The 18058-nt window shown below is 35.2% G+C and carries 16 protein-coding genes and 1 riboswitch; of the genes, 13 read left to right on the top strand and 3 right to left on the bottom strand.

The features are described from left to right. The first annotated feature begins 438 nt into the window (after nucleotides 1–438). From AB4Y30_RS02065 to AB4Y30_RS02025, 9 genes are all read left to right on the top strand, one after another. Entirely contained in the window at nucleotides 439–1071 is a 633-nt protein-coding gene (locus tag AB4Y30_RS02065) for a GntR family transcriptional regulator (RefSeq protein WP_368653858.1), read from the top strand. Between the two features lie 168 nt (nucleotides 1072–1239). After that, nucleotides 1240–2568 (top strand): IS3 family transposase, encoded by a 1329-nt coding sequence (locus tag AB4Y30_RS02060; protein WP_368652467.1) that lies wholly within the window; start codon nucleotides 1240–1242, stop codon nucleotides 2566–2568. A 25-nt stretch (nucleotides 2569–2593) separates the two neighbouring features. Then, complete coding sequence (locus AB4Y30_RS02055) at nucleotides 2594–3325, top strand: carbon-nitrogen family hydrolase (RefSeq protein WP_368653857.1); 732 nt, start codon at nucleotides 2594–2596, stop codon at nucleotides 3323–3325. A gap of 13 nt (nucleotides 3326–3338) precedes the next feature. Further along, nucleotides 3339–4037: a DUF2848 family protein gene (locus tag AB4Y30_RS02050; protein WP_368653856.1), complete on the top strand. Its 699-nt coding sequence runs from the start codon at nucleotides 3339–3341 to the stop codon at nucleotides 4035–4037. A gap of 33 nt (nucleotides 4038–4070) precedes the next feature. Then, on the top strand, nucleotides 4071–4892 hold the full coding sequence (locus tag AB4Y30_RS02045; RefSeq protein WP_368653855.1) for a 6-bladed beta-propeller: 822 nt from the start codon (nucleotides 4071–4073) through the stop codon (nucleotides 4890–4892). Nucleotides 4893–4952: 60 nt separating this feature from the next. Continuing rightward, entirely contained in the window at nucleotides 4953–5795 is an 843-nt protein-coding gene (locus AB4Y30_RS02040) for a peptidyl-alpha-hydroxyglycine alpha-amidating lyase family protein (protein WP_368653854.1), read from the top strand. Nucleotides 5796–5922: 127 nt separating this feature from the next. Next, nucleotides 5923–7494 carry an ABC transporter substrate-binding protein gene (locus AB4Y30_RS02035; RefSeq protein WP_368653853.1) on the top strand — a complete coding sequence of 524 codons (1572 nt, stop codon included), beginning with the start codon at nucleotides 5923–5925 and terminating at the stop codon, nucleotides 7492–7494. Between the two features lie 152 nt (nucleotides 7495–7646). Continuing rightward, nucleotides 7647–9233 carry an ABC transporter substrate-binding protein gene (locus AB4Y30_RS02030; RefSeq protein WP_368653852.1) on the top strand — a complete coding sequence of 529 codons (1587 nt, stop codon included), beginning with the start codon at nucleotides 7647–7649 and terminating at the stop codon, nucleotides 9231–9233. 404 nt (nucleotides 9234–9637) lie between these two features. Beyond that, nucleotides 9638–10810 (top strand): amidohydrolase family protein, encoded by a 1173-nt coding sequence (locus AB4Y30_RS02025; RefSeq protein ID WP_368653851.1) that lies wholly within the window; start codon nucleotides 9638–9640, stop codon nucleotides 10808–10810. A gap of 114 nt (nucleotides 10811–10924) precedes the next feature. Here AB4Y30_RS02025 and AB4Y30_RS02020 read toward each other — a convergent pair whose 3' ends face one another. The 3 genes from AB4Y30_RS02020 to AB4Y30_RS02010 form a co-directional block, all read right to left on the bottom strand. Continuing rightward, nucleotides 10925–12508: an ABC transporter substrate-binding protein gene (locus AB4Y30_RS02020; RefSeq protein WP_368653850.1), complete on the bottom strand. Its 1584-nt coding sequence runs from the start codon at nucleotides 12506–12508 to the stop codon at nucleotides 10925–10927. Between the two features lie 358 nt (nucleotides 12509–12866). Continuing rightward, on the bottom strand, nucleotides 12867–13139 hold the full coding sequence (locus AB4Y30_RS02015) for a hypothetical protein (RefSeq protein ID WP_368653849.1): 273 nt from the start codon (nucleotides 13137–13139) through the stop codon (nucleotides 12867–12869). 238 nt (nucleotides 13140–13377) lie between these two features. After that, nucleotides 13378–13764: a DUF4429 domain-containing protein gene (locus tag AB4Y30_RS02010; RefSeq protein ID WP_368653848.1), complete on the bottom strand. Its 387-nt coding sequence runs from the start codon at nucleotides 13762–13764 to the stop codon at nucleotides 13378–13380. 215 nt (nucleotides 13765–13979) lie between these two features. Continuing rightward, nucleotides 13980–14024, top strand: a riboswitch (PreQ1 riboswitch). A 7-nt stretch (nucleotides 14025–14031) separates the two neighbouring features. Here AB4Y30_RS02010 and AB4Y30_RS02005 point away from each other — a divergent pair. The 4 genes from AB4Y30_RS02005 to thrB all read left to right on the top strand — a co-directional run bounded on the left by AB4Y30_RS02005 (nucleotide 14032) and on the right by thrB (nucleotide 18015). Further along, a complete protein-coding gene (locus AB4Y30_RS02005; protein ID WP_368653847.1) occupies nucleotides 14032–14523 on the top strand; it encodes a QueT transporter family protein in 492 nt (163 codons plus the stop codon). A gap of 232 nt (nucleotides 14524–14755) precedes the next feature. Then, a complete protein-coding gene (locus tag AB4Y30_RS02000; protein WP_368653846.1) occupies nucleotides 14756–16051 on the top strand; it encodes a homoserine dehydrogenase in 1296 nt (431 codons plus the stop codon). A 3-nt stretch (nucleotides 16052–16054) separates the two neighbouring features. Further along, entirely contained in the window at nucleotides 16055–17119 is a 1065-nt protein-coding gene (gene thrC, locus AB4Y30_RS01995; RefSeq protein WP_368653845.1) for a threonine synthase, read from the top strand. Continuing rightward, nucleotides 17116–18015: a homoserine kinase gene (thrB, locus tag AB4Y30_RS01990; protein WP_368653844.1), complete on the top strand. Its 900-nt coding sequence runs from the start codon at nucleotides 17116–17118 to the stop codon at nucleotides 18013–18015. The genes thrC and thrB overlap by 4 nt, the downstream gene beginning before the upstream one ends. Nucleotides 18016–18058: the final 43 nt, after the last annotated feature.

Here is an 18058-nt window from a genome sequence, read left to right as displayed (position 1 = left end):
TTATGAAAAGACTCCCTCCTTCATAGCAATCGTAGTCCTTTAGGATTTTCAGTAAGAACTAGATTTTTCACTTGTTATATCTATTTATACTGCTTTAGTGCTGTTAATATTACTCATTTAAAATAGCTGTTTGCCCTCCCAGAATTATTACAATATAGAGTATGAGGGGAATGCTAAAAACCATGAAATAAAACGGATAAATTGAACTTCCACACAACCACCCCCCAATTACTTTATCTACTAATCTTCAACAAAGCTTGATGACTGATAGTAGATAAAATAAAAAATTGTTTGCATTTTTTCAGAATATTATATACTGTATACATTGAATGTATACAGTATATGTATACGGTGTTTTTTTATTAATTCAAGGAGGCGTTAATCATTGAAAGGAAAATAAATATTGGAAATACGATTAAGAAGGAAACAGTATATGAAATGACCTATAAACGGCTTAAGTCTGCAATCCTCTCTAATGAATTAAATTCTTACCAATACTATACGGAAGAGGAATTTGCGGAAGTTTTGGGTGTTTCAAGAACTCCTGTAAGAGAGGCTATTCAGGGATTGGTTTATGAACGATTACTCGTTTCAGTTCCGAGAAAAGGAGTCATCATAAGAAAGTTCTCTGAATCAGAGATTGATGAAATCTTTTTATTACGTGAAGCCGTTGAAAGCATCGTTTTAGAAAAATTCATGAAGACAGTTACTAATGATCAAATAAATAATTTAAAGGAAATAGTGCTGAAGCAAAAAGAAGCTATTGATCAAAATAGCAAAAAATTATTTATTCAATTTGATCAAAAATTTCATAATAGCATTCTCCAACATACGAATTATGAGCTAATAGGAGAATTTTATAAAGAGCTTCATGACTTGACTGTCGTGATTGGTCACCAAGCAATTAGAGAAGATGGCAGAATGGATCGGGTAATCAAGGAGCACGAAACCATTATTGCAGCAATAGAAAAAGGAGATGTTGAAAATGCAAAAAATAGCATGCTAACACATCTTCAAAACACCATGGAATCTTATAAAAGAATCGGTGAGAAAATGGAGGGATTATATTGAAATATGCCGTTTATCAAATGAACTTAGTTGCTAAAAATCCCCAGGAAAACAAAGAAAAAGTAAAAAATTAATATGGTACCTATAGATAGGGCACTTGAAAAAGAGTGTTTAATCTATAGGTATTTTTTTATATACTTAAATTTCAAGATATGTGGATTGGGGACAATTATGAGTAAAATAACATTCTCAACTAAAGAGATAATAACACTACAAAAGAATCCAAATGTACAACGTGTTAGCGAACGGTCCATTACATATACCGACGCTTTTAAAAATAAATTTATGGAGGAGTACCTAGCTGGCAAACTCCCTCGACAAATTTTTGATGAAAATGGCTTCGATGTGGACGTTATTGGGATAAAGCGAATTGAACAATCAGCTCACAGGTGGAAGAAAGCCTATGAAAGGAATGGGTTAATCGGTCTTACAGATTCAAGGAAAACGGGTTCGGGCAGACCATTAAAACGGGAACTTACACCATCCGAAGTGATGGAAAGACAAGAGGCAAGAATTAAGCTTCTGGAGGGACAAGTAGAACTATTAAAAAAGCTAGAAGTGACAGAAAGGAGGCTGCTAAACGCAAGCGAAAGTCTAGAACCGAGTAGAATATATCAGTTGATTTATGAGACCATTGAACAAAATCAATTTAAGCGAATGACAAAGTATTTTTGTGACCTTTTAGAGGTTTCGCGTTCAGGCTATTATAGCTATCTAGAGGCAGCTGAAAGACGAGAAGCAAGAGAAAAATTGGACTTAGAAGCGAAAAAAATCATACTAAAGGCATTTAATCGACGGGGGTATAAGAAAGGGTCACGTTCCATTAAAATGATACTGGAGAATGACTATAACATTATCTTTAGTCGTAAAAAGATTCAAAGAATCATGAATAAATATGGAATTGTCTGTCCTCATAGAAGGGCGAATCCTTATAAAAAAATTGCGAAAGCAACCAAGGAGCATCAGGTCGTTTCAAACAAGTTAAACAGAGAATTTAAGCAAGGAGTACCTGGAAAAGTGTTATTAACGGACATTACTTATTTGCCATATAACGGTAATTGTATGGCTTATTTGTCGACCGTAAAAGATGCGTCCACTAACGAAATCCTAGCTTACCATGTTTCAGATCGCATCACTTTAGACATCGCAACTCAGACGATCCATAAATTAGTTAATAACAAAAAAGTTACTTTACACAAAGATGCCTTTATCCACTCGGACCAAGGAAGCCATTACACGAGTCCAAGATATCAAAAATTATTAAAAAAATATGGTCTAGGCCAATCTATGTCTAGAAGAGGAAACTGTTGGGACAATGCACCTCAAGAGTCTTTCTTTGGTCATCTAAAAGATGAAGTTGACTATCAATCTTGTAAAACATTAAAAGAACTAAAGGCGAAAATAAATCATTACATGGTTTACTATAACAACTATAGGTATCAATGGAACTTAAAAAAGATGACCCCTATTCAATATAGGAATCATCTTCTAACTGCTTAGTCTCTTTTTTTATTGTGTCCTTGACATGGGTGCCAGTTTAAAATGGGTTGATAAGGTTGTTCAAGATGAGAAACCAGATGTGCTTGTATTGCCTGAGATGTGGACAACTGCTTTTGCATTGCCTGAATTAAAAGATATTGCCGATGTTAATGGAGAGCCGACTACTACCTTTTTGAAAGATCTTGCAAAAACATATCAAGTAAATATCATTGGTGGCTCTATAGCAAATAAAAAAGACGATTCTATTTATAATACTAGTCTAGTAGTCGATCGTCAGGGCAATATTGTCTATCAATATGACAAAATACACCTTGTACCAATGCTTGATGAACATAAATATCTTGCTGGTGGCAAAGAAAAGGTTAAAACATTTGAATTAGAGGGGGTGAAAATGGGAGTCATTATCTGCTATGATTTAAGATTTCCTGAATTAGCAAGGAAATTAGCTTTAGATGGAGCAAAGGTACTGCACATCGTAGCTGAATGGCCTAATACAAGAAAAGAACATTGGAAGAACCTACAGATAGCCAGAGCTATTGAAAATCAAATGTATGTTGTTTCTTCTAATATAGTAGGCACTTATAATAATGAAGAATTTGCAGGAACATCCATGATTATTGATCCATGGGGAAGTCCGTTGAAGACGGGAAGTGAGGATACAGAAGAGACACTTATTGCAGATATTAAAATTGATAGCGTTTCCAAGATTCGAAATGATGTACCGATTTTTTCTAGTAGAGTACCAGAATTATATTAAAAATTACCGGAGTGTGAATAAATTGGAAAATAAAATTAGTCTAAATGTACAAGGCGCAGATAAAACAATTGATGTAAATATAAACCATGTCTTTAATGCGGGATATGCAGGAAGTGACCAAGAAAAAGTACAAGAGCACATCGATGAGTTAGCAAAACTTGGTGTTCCTACACCAGAAACAACTCCGATTCTTTTTCCAGTATCTAACCATTTAGTAACGACAGACTCGGAAATACAGGTACAGCATAAGAAAACAAGTGGAGAAATTGAATATGTACTGATTTGGCATAATGGTGATTTATATGTGACAGTCGGCAGTGATCACACGGATCGTGAGTTGGAAACATTTAGTGTTCCAATGTCAAAGCAAGCTTATCCGAATTTTATTGCAAAAGATGCTTGGAGATATGAAGAGGTTAAAAATCATTGGGAACAGCTGGAGCTTATTTGTTGGGTGAAATCTGGTGATAAGAAGGAACTCTATCAAAAAGGAACATGTGCAGATTTGATGAAGCCAGAAGAATGGAAAGAGCTTTTTGCACAATTAAATGTTACTGAAGATGGGAATGTCTTCTACTCTGCAACTATAAACACAGAGAGTAATACATTAGCTTTTGCAGAAAGTTATGAATATGAATTAAGAGACCCTGTTCTACAACGTTCTATTAAACATTCCTACAATATTTCGATATTACCCAAATCAATCGAATAATAGAATCTAATTTTTGAAATGGAGATGTTGTAAATGCTATTTTCTGGTTTGGGTGAAAATCAATACGAAGTACAATGGAATTGGGCGAAGTTACCTGATGACATTTCCCTAAAAAATATCTCTGCCGTATCAGTTGATCAACAAGGCAGAGTCTTTGCACTGTTACGTAGTGATCCATTTATGCTGGTATTTTCATCAGACGGTGAATTAATCGACAAATGGTCTGATCATACTGTAGTTGATGGTCATTATCTAACAATAAGTGAAGACAACCATGCCTTTGTAGTCGATCGGGATAATCATAGAATTATTGAATTTACTGATAAAGGTGAAATCATTCAAATAATAGGAAGAGAAAATGCTCCTGGTGATCTGGGTAAACCATTTAATCATCCCACTGATATTGCTATGAACTCCAATGGTGAATATTTCGTTTCAGATGGTTATGGCAATGCTTGTGTGCATCATTTTGACTCTGCAGGACAATTGATTAAATCATGGGGAAAACTAGGTAGCGACCAAGGAGAATTCTCAACACCTCACGCTATTTTAGTAGATAAACGAGGTCGAGTACTCGTGTCAGATCGGGAAAATAATCGGATTCAAATATTTAATCAAGAAGGAATTTATCTTGAAGAAATAAACAACCTGTATTTTCCAACAGCTATTTATGAAGATAATTATGGATTTATTTATGTAACTGATCGAGTACCGAGCTTAAGTATGTTTCATCCTGATGGAAAATTAATTGGTAGATGTCTAAGTAATGGTCATGGATTAACAGTTGATAGGGATGGGAATGTTTATCTTTCCAATAAGAAGACTGAGAAAATTACTAAGCTAGTTAAGATTTAAAAGAAAGCTTTAAAAATTACTTGTTCTATTTAATAAAGGTACTTCAAGGGAGGAATTCTGTTGTTGGTATTCGGTTTAGGTGACAGAAAATATAAAGTAGAAAAGAATTGGGCCAAAATCCCGGAGGATATCTCTCTAAAAGATATTTCTTCCGTGGCGGTTGATAATAAGGATAGAGTTTATGCTCTATTACGTAGTAATCCATTTATGCTGGTATTTTCATCAGAAGGTGAATTAATTGATAAATGGTATGACGAAACAGTAATTGATGGCCATTATTTTAGCGTTACATCAGATAATAAAATCTTGGTTGTCGATAGAGATAATCATAGAATTATCGAGTATAACGATAGTGGTGAAATCTTAAATATTATAGGAACCTCACACAAACCTGGTTCACTAGGTATGCCCTTCAGTCATCCAACAGATGTTTTCATGAATTCACAAGGAGAATATTTCATTTCAGATGGCTATGGGAACACAAGAGTTCATCATCTCGACGCTAATGGAGAATTAATTAAATCATGGGGAGAACCAGGAAACGGTAAAAGTGAATTTTCTACCCCACATGCTGTACTTATTGATCAGCAAGATCGTGTGCTTGTTTCAGATCGAGAAAACAATCGGATACAAATTTTTGACCAAGATGGGAAATATATCAAGGAAATTAACAACTTTTTCCATCCAATGGCTATTGATGAAGACAAAAGCGGCTTAATTTACGTGACAGATCAAACTCCAACACTAAATCTATTGAATGCTGATGGAGAATTACTTGGCAGATGCCGTACTTTTGGAACATATGGTCATGGATTAGCAGTTGACTCAGCAGGGGATATTTATATCGGAGAAATGTATCCAGATAAGGGAAACATTACAAAGCTAAGTCTCATAAAGGACTGATTAAAAAGCGCACAAAAAGTAAGCGCTATCATAAAAGTTTCTCACTCCTATACGGACTAGCTTTTCTTTTTTTACTAACTAGAAATAAGGTTTACCTTTTTAATTCAATGAATAGGGGTTGAATCTATTGAACATTAAAAATATGCTCTTCAAAGCACTGATTGTATTAATTGCCGTTACATTAATTGGATGTAATAGCGAGACAAATGAAGGCGATAAAGACACGAAAGAAGAAACAAATAGCGAACTTAGGGTGGCTTTTAATGCACAGCCCCCAACACTTGATACGCATATTACAACGGCCTATCAAACTAGAGATATTAGTAGGCAAATGTTTGAAACACTTTTGACGATTGACTCTAATTATCAAATTAAGCCAATGTTAGCAGAATCATACGATGTAAGTGAAGATGGAAAAACGATAACATTCCATCTTAGACAAGGAGTAAAGTTCCACAATGGCGAAGAAATGAAAGCGGAAGATGTAGTGGCATCCATGAATAGATGGAAAGAACTATCTCTTGGAGCAAAAACTGCAATTAGTAACTCTGTTTTCGAAGCACAAGATGATTATACCGTGTTACTTAAGTTAGAGAAGCCTTCGGGAATTGCTTTGTCCGTGTTAGCAGGTACCTCCCAGGCCCCGTCTATTATGCCTAAGGAAATTATTGATGCTGCTACAGAAGAAGGTGTAGAAGAATATGTAGGAACTGGCCCTTTCCAATTTGAAGAATGGAAACAGGATCAATATATTAAACTTACAAAATTTGATGACTATCAGGCCCTTTCGGATACAAGTGATGGATTATCAGGTAAAAAAGAAGCTTTAGTGAACGACCTATATTTTATGATGATAACGGACCCATCTACTCGAGTAGCTGGTATTCAATCCGGAGAATATGATGTAGCTGTAGATATGCCTTTTGATGATTATGAAAAGTTTAATACAGATGAAAGCATGATTCCTTTAACTTTCAATGATGCATTTATCGGCTTGGTTTTAAATAAAAAAGAAGGCCCTTTATCTGATGTAAAAATGCGACAGGCAGCACTTGCTGCATTAAACATGGAAGAAATTATGTATGGGGTTTTTGGAGATGAGGGATTTTTTAGATTAGATCATGGTTTAATGAGACCTGAACAAAAAGATTGGTACAGTGAATCTGGAAAAGAATCATATAACCAGAATAACCCTGAAAAGGCTCGCGAAATATTAGAAGAAACAGATTATAACGGTGAACCAATTAGACTGATTGTGACTCGCGATGTTGAGTATAGTTATAAAGCAGCTGTAATTATTCAAGAGCAACTAGAAAAGGTAGGAATGAAAGTAGAATTAGAAGTATATGATTCACCTACTCTTAGAGAACGAAGAGCAGATCCGTCAGCATACGAAGGTTTTCTTACAACCTTTGCACCGTTTACAGACCCAACACAATTTATATTTCTAGATTCAAAAAACGATTGGGATGGTTGGACAAACAACCCTACCATTGATTCATTACTTGACCAAATAAGAAATTCTACTTCTCCTGAAGAATCAAAGCAATACTTTGATGAACTTCAAACCGAGCTTTATGAAAGTGTTCCAATTATAAAAATTGGTGATCAAACAACTTTAGTTGTAACTTCTAAAGATGTGGAGGGATTAAATTATTTAGATGGCCCCCTCATTTGGAATGTAAAAAACGTAAAGTAATTACTAGCAAGTAAGAAACCATTAACACTAGATCATTCATGTCATGATGAGTTAACTACATTATAAAATGGTACCTGCATAATTCTTGGGGACCCATCCTTCATGTGGACTAACCTTATCAACTTATTATTTAAAATAAGGAGGTTACGATGTTGAACAGTTTAAAAATTGTAGTTTTTTTGGTTATCTCTTTGTTATTGATTACGCTCTTTGGTTGTAGCGGTAAAACAACAGAAACAACTGAAAATGACAATGAAAAAGAAGAAGTGACAAATCAAGGTGGAGAATTGAAAATTGCGTATGCAAGTCAGCCCCCTTCTCTTGATCCACACATAAGTGGAGCAGGTGCTACCATAGACCCGACGATGGGACTTATCTTTGAAACCTTATTAACACTTGATTCCGAATATAGTCCAGAGCCGATGTTAGCTGAATCTTATGAGCAGAGCGACGACGGTAAAACAATTACTTTTCACTTAAGAAAGGGAGTTCTGTTTCATAATGGAAAGGAAATGACTTCTGAAGACGTTGTTGCATCAATGAATAGATGGAAAGATGAAGTTGGATCTGGTGGACAATTTACGGAAGCTACCTTTGAAGCGGCAGATGATTATACGGTAGTGTTAAAATTACCAGAGCCATTGTCAGTTGCATTTGATAGACTTGCTTCTTCAGGAGCTGGTTATGCAGCTATCATGCCAAAAGAAGTGATCGAGGGTGCTGGTGAGACTGGTGTTGAAGAGATTATTGGAACAGGCCCATATCAATTCAACGAGTGGAAACGTGATCAACATATCCATCTTACTCGATTTGATGACTATCAAGCCCGGAGTGAACCTGCAGATGGTCTAGCAGGTAAAAAGGAAGCCCTTCTCGATGATATATATTTTCAATTTGTTCCTGATTCACAGACTCGATTAGCTGGGATGATGTCTGGTGAGTATGATATGGTTTGGCAACTTCCATATGCAGGTGATGATCAGCTTGAAAGTGATCCAGATATTCAGGTGACTCCTTATTCTGCAGCATCACTTAACGTTTATTTCAATAAAAAAGAAGGGCTTTTCCAAGATGTAAATGCTCGTAAGGCAGTAGCCACAGCATTAAATATGGATGATATATTAGCAGCAACCTTTTCAAATCCAGAAGATTATACACTTGACCATACGATGATGATGTCCCATTTAAGCAAACAATGGTACAGCGATATTGGAAAAGAGAACTACAATCAAAATGATCTAGAAAAGGCAAAGCAGCTTTTAAGCGAAACAGATTATAACGGCGAAGAAATTGTCTTTGTAGTCGATCGAGATTTCGAGATACATTACAATACAGGCGTAGTCATTCAGGATCAGCTGGAAAAGATCGGCATGAATATAAAATTAGAAGTATATGATTGGCCAACTGCATTAGAAAAACATAGGGATGAAAATGCTTATGATATGTTTGTAATAGGTGACATTGTTGTTCCTGAACCAAGCTCAAACTTATACCTATTAGAAGATTATCCAGGTTGGACAAATAGCCCTGAACTCAAAGAAATTATCAGCGAATTTAGAAGTCAAACATCTAGAGAAGCGGCACAAGAAGCATACGATGATTTACAAACATGGTTTTGGGATTATATGCCAGTTGTAAAAGTAGGAGATTATAAACTTAGGAACGCTGCACACACAAAAGTGAAAAATATTCAATTTAATAACAGACCTGTACTTTGGAACGTTTCTATCAGCGAGTAATTCAAGATACTTTCTCATTGTTTCAACAGCTCACTTATTTCTAATCCCCCAATCAGAAATAGAGCAAATTGAAAATAATCTGACTGAAAAAATAATACAGAAAACAAACCGAATATCCGATGACTGAACCCTACCTAAGTTTATAAACGGATAAAGCAGACATTGATTTTTTTGCCAGATAATAAACAAAAATTGTTCACATGCTCAGGCGGCACAATTATCTGTAATTGAAAATAACAAACCAACACAACTTAAAACGCGGGCAATAGAATTGGACCTCTTATCCCTAGCGTGCTTTGTAGTATATCTACTTATCCAACTATATTATAGCAATTTTGGATATAAAAGGAATTACTTTCATTACGATTTTGTGTCTTGAGCATTTTGAAAGGAATGATACCAAAATGAGGACGGTTATAAAAAATTGTAATATAATCGATGGCATTCAAAACAATCCGATACGTAATGCTCATATCTTTATTAAAGATGATGAAATAGAAAATGTTACAGTAGGGAATTTAGAAAACGTCCGTGATGATGATCTGATTTTAAATTGTACTGGAAAATATGTGATTCCTGGTTTAATTGATTGTCATGTCCATCTAGTCTGTGATGGTGGAAAGGACCCTCAATCCATGATAATGGCATCTGATGATGAAATGGTTACTTTACACGCTTATAAAAGTGCCTTAGATACTTTAAGACTAGGCATAACAACCGTTCGAGACTTAGCGTCACCCGGTCGCACGATAATAAATTTAAGAGATGCAATAAATGATAATGTACTCGTTGGCCCTACAATTCTTGCTTCAGGTCCTGCCGTATGCATGACTGGTGGGCATGTCCACTATTTAGGCATTGAGGCGGATGGATCAGCTGAGGTGCGAAAAGCCACAAGAAAAGTATTAAAGGATGGTGCAGACTTCGTTAAAGTAATGGCCACTGGTGGTATAGCAACACATGGTGAAACACCTGGTTCTTCACAATTAACGGTAGAAGAATTAAGTGCTGCAAAAGAAGAAGCCCATAAGAAGAACAAAATGATCGCTGCACATGCTCAAGGGCTTGAAGGGATAATGAACTGTATTGACATTGGTATTGATACAATCGAACATGGAATCTATGCTGATGAACAGGCTCTTTATTTGATGAAAGAAAAAGGCATTTTTCTAGTGCCTACCATCATTGTTATGCAAAGACTGGCAACTAGTGAAGCAGTACCTAAATGGCTTCGTGAAAAAGCCGAAGCTGTAGTGGAGCCCCATCAAAAAATGTTAGAAATGGCAATAAAAATTGGCGTAAAAATAGCAACAGGTACTGATTGTGGTTCTCCCGTAACCCCGCCTGAATATTACTTTGATGAATTAACCATCATGGAGGATGCTGGTATGACTCCAATGGAAGTAATCAAGTCTTCTACAAAAATTGCAGCTGAATGCCTAGGTTTGAAAGATCGCGGTACTATAACTAATGGACAAAAAGCAGATTTATTAATTCTCAATGAAAATCCATTAGAAAACCTACACACCCTAAAGAATAGAAATCAAGTAATAAAAAATGGTAAGTTCGTTCAATGACATTTTTGGAAATAGCCGTTTATCTAAAAAAATAAAATTCAATAGAGCCTACCATCAATGTTTGTCATTGTGGCAGGCTCTTCCCTTCTACACTCATTACTTATACATATCTTCTTATTCTATAACTTTCGTATTCCAAGGAATAGACCCCTGAAATGTCTTAAATCCTTCTAGATTATCTACTGCTCCAATAATTGCACTGTAATGTCCAAATAAACTAATTGGTACATAGTCATTCCATAAATATGCTTGTAGCTCATCCCATAAATTTTCTGCATCCGCTTGTGTAGCTGAGCCTCTAATCTCATCAAGCAATGCTGTTACCTTCTCATCGTCTGGCCACCCTGGATTACTAGCACTTAAAGGCAATAATTGCGATGGTGTTGTGACATAACCGATTCCAACAAATCGGATATCCCAATTTTCTGGATCTGCTATATGCTCAAGCAATGATGTCCAGTCGTACACTTCTAAATTCACATTTACTCCAGCCTGTTCTAACTGTTCTTTCACAACGATAGCAGCGTTATAATTATAATCATAGTCACGAGTTGAAACTAATCTAATTTCTTCCCCATTATAATTAGCTTCCTCTAATAGTTTCTTACCTTTTTCCAGATCCTTTTGATTAAACGATTCACTTCCGGCATCACTAGACCAATTTGTTTGGTCAGGACTCATATATCCAGGATCCATTACGTATAGGTCCTCATTCGCAAAACTAGCCAACATAATTTCATCCATATCCAATATTGCATTAATGGCTTGCCTCATTTTTCTATCTGTCATAATTCCTTCTTTTTTGTTGTAAAACATAGTATTTGATCCAGAAAGATAGAGATGAATATCTACATTAGACATCGATTTTAACTGTTCATAATTATCAGGTGCAATTGCTTCTGCAACATCATATTCTCCTGTCTGCAAACCAGCTATGCGAGTGGAAGAATCCGTTACAATCTGATAATACAGATTATCTACTAGTACTTCCTTTTTCCCAGCCAAACCACTTGGCTCCCCATCTACAGACTGATAATCTTCATATTTTACTAAATGAATATATTGATCTTGTCTCCATTCCTCAAATTGAAATGGTCCTGTGCCAATATATTCATTGATTCCGTCTTCGCTTGCAGATTCAATCACTTCTTTCGGCATAATTGCTGGAAATTGGCCTTGCCCAGCCATAATATCCAAAACATCAGAAGCGCGATTTTCTAGTGTCAAGATGACTGTATAAGAATCTTCAGCTTCAAATACAGCCCCGCTTAATAACATTTTTGCTCGCGATGATTGCTCTAACCATCTATTCATAGATGCAACAACATCCTCAGAAGTCATTTCTTTTCCATTATGAAATTTGACATCTTGCCTTAAATTAAATGTATATGTTAAACCATCTTCACTATTCTCTATTGATTCTGCTAGCATAGGAACAGCCTCATATGTTTCATTTTGGGTTACAAGTGTTTCAAATATATTTCTCCCTATTTGTAATGCAATCGTTGCTGTCGTTAAATGTGTATCCAGTGTAGGCGGTTGGGCAGTAACAGCAATATTTAAATCTCCACCAGTTTCATTCTCTGCCTCTAGAGCATCCTGCTCATTTGCTGGCTCCTTTGAGTCTGTACTGCATGCTGCAAGTAATGATCCTAGGATTATTACTATCATTAAATTACCTATCCATCTATTTTTCATTATTTTGTTCTCCTCCCAGTTGTTTAATCTATGTATGCTTAGCTATTGATTAACATTATTAAAAATAAGCTTGATTTTATTTAAGGTTTTCTACTAATGGATTTCATACTTCTAGCTTTTTAAGTAAATGCATTTGTTTACTCTTTATTTTAGTTAATCTCATATGTTATATACATCATTACTATTTTTAGTATAACATACTTTTCCGATATAAAAACTGCGAATTAGGCGAATTGTATTAGGTGAATTTTAGTCGCACTTATCTATCACTTATAGAGATAGGAATTTCAGCAATGCTATGCAAGTAAAATTACACATAAGAATAACGCCCATACGAGCGTTATATCTATAAATATTTTTAATGATAATTCTTTATTTGTTTATTTAAATCTAAAATTGCTAACTCTCTAGCGATTTCTAGACATTCAGACATTCCTTTAGCCAAAACATCATGATAAGGTGGATTAGTATCATCAAATTTATATAAGTAAACTTCTTTTGTATCACTATACTCTAATATTAGATAGTTTACCTTAATTTCTCTTCCATTTGATTCATAGACCATGATTCCAGTGTCCATATTACGAATGACTCCAGTATCTAAAAGTATACTTTCAAACTTAGAAATCAATCTGACCTTCTCCCTTCTCTATCATGGTAATTCGACATACAAAAAGAAAGTCCTTTTTTCTGTTAAAATCCACCATTGCTTTTTTCATACATGAATGTTTACTAATTTGTAATTCTGCTAAATGGAAAATAAGAGTTCAACTACCTTTATATTTCTTTTTAATCTAACCGCACAATCAGTTGGTTGAATATTCTGACATAAAACTAAGAAGAAAAACTAGTTTTAAAAGATGCCTCTATCAAATTCCTAATAATTGCTTTTTCTTCACTTGAAATTCTTCCTCGTTAACAATACCTTCATCAAGTAATACTTTAAATTTCTTCAATTCATCAGCTGCGCTCGTTTGAGAGATATTAGGAACTTTACTTTCATTTTGTAATTTTTCAATCAAGGCTTTTAATTCTTTCGCTTGATTTAACTCTTTTTTAGTAAATAAAATGGTATTCTCATCTTTTACTGCACTGACAACTCCCCCCTTACTTTCATTAGAACCGCTATATGCAAATTGAAGGAAACCAGTTGTTAATCTTGGTTCTTTTAGTTGGATCGCTGTAAGTGATTTAATCGGTACTTTTCTCTCCTTTAGAACCTTGATTAAGGAAGTTTTGTATTCCTTTTCTTGCAATTTTTACATTACCGTTCTCAACTTGAACAATAAATTTACCATTAGACTTAAAATAAAACTCTGCCATCCGATCCCTCCTTTTCTTTTTATTATGATAGAGAAATAGCAATTATTCAATAATCTTGACCTAATATATTCTTAGAAACAAATACTTATTAAATGTTTCACAAATTACAGTTTACTTATTGATAACTCTGCTTGTATAATAGGGAACGTTACACGTTGTTCGAAACCATCCAACGTAAAAAAACTAAGGAGAGAAACAAAATGAAAGTAAAAACTTTAGTAACAAATGCTTTAATAGCTGCTTTGTATATTGCAGTTACCGGGTTGATTGCTCCATTCGCCTTCAACCAGTTACAATTCCGGATTTCCGAGGTGTTTAATCATCTCATTGTGTTTAATAAAAAATACTTTTTCGGAATTGTATTAGGAGTCCTCTTAGCAAATTTATTCTTCTCATCACTAGGAGCATATGAATTTATCTTTGGATTATCCCATTCTGTTATTTCATTAGGAATAACCATCTTTTTCAGTCGATACATTAAAAATAAGTGGATACTTATGGGAATTAACACTGTAGCGTTTTCTATTAACATGTTCCTTATCGCATGGATGTTAAAATTAGCTATTGGTGTACCTGATGTTTTCGTAGTTCTATGGGGAATTTTAGCTCTAGAAGAATTTACAGTTATGTTCTTAGGAATGTTCTTAATGTATGCAATCCATAAACGAATTAATTTTACTAAATGGGTTTAACTTCTATTAAACTCCACTTTTCCTCTTAGAGAAAGTGGAGTTTATTTACGTCATCCTAATGTCACTATGTTAGAATAGATGATGTTCTTATTTTTTATAAAATAGTTATAAACATCTATGTCTTTTTATTGAAAGAAGTGGATTTTCTATTGCTAACCACTATTGTTCAAGTTTATAATGTCTATTAAGCGAAAACAAATGTATTTTTGTAACATACAAATGAGGTGTAGATTTGAAAAATAACGTTTCTATTGGACTATTAGGTTTAGGTGTAGTTGGGTCAGGAGTCATCAAACTAATTAATGATTATCAAGAAAGTCTTGTACATCAATTGGATTGTAATGTAAAGGTAGAGAAAGTGCTTGTTCGTAATATCGAGAAAGCACGTCAAGTCGATGTCGATGCAAATCTATTAACGACAAATCCTGATGATGTATTAAAGAACCCAGAAATTGATGTCATTGTAGAGGTAATGGGTGGCGTTGAACCAGCTTTTCAATATTTATTAGAAGCTTTTGCAGAGAAGAAACATGTAATTACAGCAAATAAAGATTTAATTGCTTTACATGGACCAGAATTAGAAGCTGCTGCAAAAGAGAATCTTTGTGATTTATTCTATGAAGCAAGTGTTGGTGGAGGTATTCCGCTCCTACGCAACATTACTAGTAGCTTTGTTTCAGATCGTATTCAGAAGGTAATGGGTATTGTAAATGGGACAACTAACTTTATCTTAACGAAGATGGATCAAGAAGGCGCAAGCTATGTGGATGTTTTAAAAGAAGCACAAGAGTTAGGTTTTGCCGAAGCAGATCCTACTGCTGATGTTGAAGGCTTAGATGCTGCACGTAAAATGGTTATTTTAACACGTCTGTCTTTCTTAACAAATGTTCCATTAGAGGATGTAGAAACAAAGGGTATCTCTTCTGTTGATTTAGTAGATATACAATATGGGAAAAAGCTCGGCTATACAATGAAGCTAATTGGTTATGCAAACCGTGTAGATAACCAAATTGAAGTTAGCGTTCAACCAACTTTATTAGCTAATAACCATCCTCTTGCTGGCGTACATAATGAGTATAATGCTGTTTATGTTAACGGAGAAGCAGTTGGAGAAACCATGTTCTACGGACCAGGTGCTGGAAGCTTACCTACTGCAACAGCAGTAATGTCTGATGTTGTATCTGCAATTAAAAACATGAAGCTCGGAACAAGCGGGAAACAATTTATTGAAACACGCTTCAAAAAGGAAATTACGCCTATTGAAAAGCGTACAAGCAAATATTATTTACGCCTTCATGCAAAAGATGAAGCTGGGACATTTGCGACTATTTCAGATCTATTTAATAAACTAAATATTAGTTTTGATCAAATTATTCAAGCGCCAAGTAATGAAAATTCACTTGCAGAGATTATTTTGGTTACACATATGGCTTCTCAAGTAAACTTTGAAGAAGCATTAACACAATTAAAAGCATTAAATGTTGTTGAAGCAATAAAAAGTTATTATCGCGTTGAAGGAGATGCATAAGTAATGAATTGGCCAGGATTAATTAAGCAATATGAATCCTTACTACCTGTAACAGATCAGACACCTAGATTAACATTACAAGAAGGAAACACCCCTCTTGTACATTTTCCTAATTTATCGAAAGAACTTGGGATTGAGCTATATGCGAAAGTAGAAGGAGCTAACCCAACAGGTTCTTTTAAAGACCGTGGGATGGTAATGGCTGTTGCTAAAGCAGCAGAAGAAGGAAGTAAAGTTGTTATTTGTGCATCTACAGGAAACACATCTGCATCAGCAGCTGCCTATGCTGCAAAAGCAGGACTAAAAGCAATTATCGTTATTCCTAAAGGAAAAGTTGCACTTGGGAAATTAGCACAAGCAATCATGTATGGAGCAGAAATTGTTGAAATCGACGGAAACTTTGATGACGCCTTAGAAGTTGTTAAAAACGTAAGTGAAAATTCACCAATTGCATTAGTGAATTCTGTAAACCCGTACCGTTTAGAAGGACAAAAAACAGCAGCATTTGAAATTTGTGATCAATTAGGTGGTCAAGCTCCTGATATTCTTGCAATCCCAGTAGGTAACGCAGGTAATATCAGCGCATATTGGAAAGGTTTCAAAGAATATAATGAATCTAAACAAACTGGCCTCCCTCGTATTTTTGGCTTTGAAGCAGAAGGTGCAGCCGCAATTACGAAGGATCAAATCATTGAACAGCCAGAAACAGTTGCTACAGCAATCCGAATCGGAAACCCTGCAAGCTGGCATTTAGCAACAGGTGCTCGTGATGAATCAAATGGAATGATTGAATCTGTTACAGATGAAGAAATTTTACATGCATTCCGTTTAATCGCACGTAAAGAAGGAATATTCGCAGAGCCTGGTTCTGCTGCATCTATTGCCGGTGTCCTTCAGCAAGTGAAAAAAGGTACTATTGCACCTGGAACAAAAGTTGTTGCTGTATTAACTGGTAATGGCCTAAAAGATCCAGATACTGCAATCGCACAATATAATGTAGACCCTGTTTCACTACCAAATGATAAAAATGTGATTACTTCCTATATTAAAGAAGTTGTTGAGCAATGAGGAAATTTTCAATAACTATACCAGCAACATCAGCCAACAATGGACCAGGATTTGATTCAACTGGTATTGCTGTTAGCCGTTATTTAGAGCTTCATGTGGAACCAAGCAACCACTGGGTATTTGAACATGATTCACCTTATTTAGAACCAAATCCCCAGGCTGAGAAACATTATATTTACTTTATTGCGAATAAAATTGCAAAACAATATGATAAAGATCTTCCGCCTGCTAAAGTTATTGTCACAAGTGACATTCCTTTAGCACGTGGACTTGGAAGCAGTGCTTCAGCGGTTGTAGCAGGTATTGAGCTAGCTAATCAGCTATGTGATCTAGGGCTTACTGATAGAGATAAGCTGAAGCTTGCCACTTCTTTTGAAGGGCATCCAGATAATGTCGCCCCAGCTATTTTTGGTGGTTTCGTTATCTCTGCTCAGTTTTCAAACGATGATATTGACTATATTAAATTACCTAAACTAGAACTAGATACCGTCATTTATATTCCAAATGTTGAACTAAAAACATCTGAATCACGTAAGGTTTTGCCAGATAGTTTTTCTCGTAGTGACGCTACCGCAGCAAGTGGAATCAGCAACTTAATGCTCACTGCTCTAATGGAAAAAAACTATGAACTAGCTGGAAAAATGATGGAAAGAGATTTATTCCACGAGCCATATCGTGCAAAACTCATTCCAAATTATGATTTCATAAAAGCCGAAGCAAAAAAACTTGGAGCATATGGAACTGTCATCAGTGGTGCTGGACCTACAATGATTTCCTTTGTTGAAAAAAACAAAGGAACAGAGCTGGCCAAAGCAATGCAAGCTAAACTAGAAAACTATGATGTTTCTAATGCCCTACTTGATGATACAGGTCTTTGTGTTTCATTTATGGATTAATCATTTAAAAACCAGGAACTAAGCCTACTTTCAATTGTTAAAA

The sequence above is a fragment of the Ornithinibacillus sp. 4-3 genome (genome assembly GCF_040958695.1).
Classification (GTDB): Bacteria; Bacillota; Bacilli; order Bacillales; family Amphibacillaceae; genus CALAMD01.
This window is presented reverse-complemented; position numbering and strand designations above follow the sequence as displayed.

Bases quoted from the DNA above. Each gene is read 5' to 3' on its own strand.
- AB4Y30_RS02065 (WP_368653858.1), top strand. From the start codon at position 439: ATGACCTATAAACGGCTTAAGTCTGCAATCCTCTCTAATGAATTAAAT.
- AB4Y30_RS02060 (WP_368652467.1), top strand. From the start codon at position 1,240: ATGAGTAAAATAACATTCTCAACTAAAGAGATAATAACACTACAAAAG.
- AB4Y30_RS02055 (WP_368653857.1), top strand. From the start codon at position 2,594: ATGGGTGCCAGTTTAAAATGGGTTGATAAGGTTGTTCAAGATGAGAAA.
- AB4Y30_RS02045 (WP_368653855.1), top strand. From the start codon at position 4,071: ATGCTATTTTCTGGTTTGGGTGAAAATCAATACGAAGTACAATGGAAT.
- AB4Y30_RS02025 (WP_368653851.1), top strand. From the start codon at position 9,638: ATGAGGACGGTTATAAAAAATTGTAATATAATCGATGGCATTCAAAAC.
- AB4Y30_RS02020 (WP_368653850.1), bottom strand. From the start codon at position 12,508: ATGAAAAATAGATGGATAGGTAATTTAATGATAGTAATAATCCTAGGA.
- AB4Y30_RS02005 (WP_368653847.1), top strand. From the start codon at position 14,032: ATGAAAGTAAAAACTTTAGTAACAAATGCTTTAATAGCTGCTTTGTAT.
- thrC (WP_368653845.1), top strand. From the start codon at position 16,055: ATGAATTGGCCAGGATTAATTAAGCAATATGAATCCTTACTACCTGTA.
- thrB (WP_368653844.1), top strand. From the start codon at position 17,116: ATGAGGAAATTTTCAATAACTATACCAGCAACATCAGCCAACAATGGA.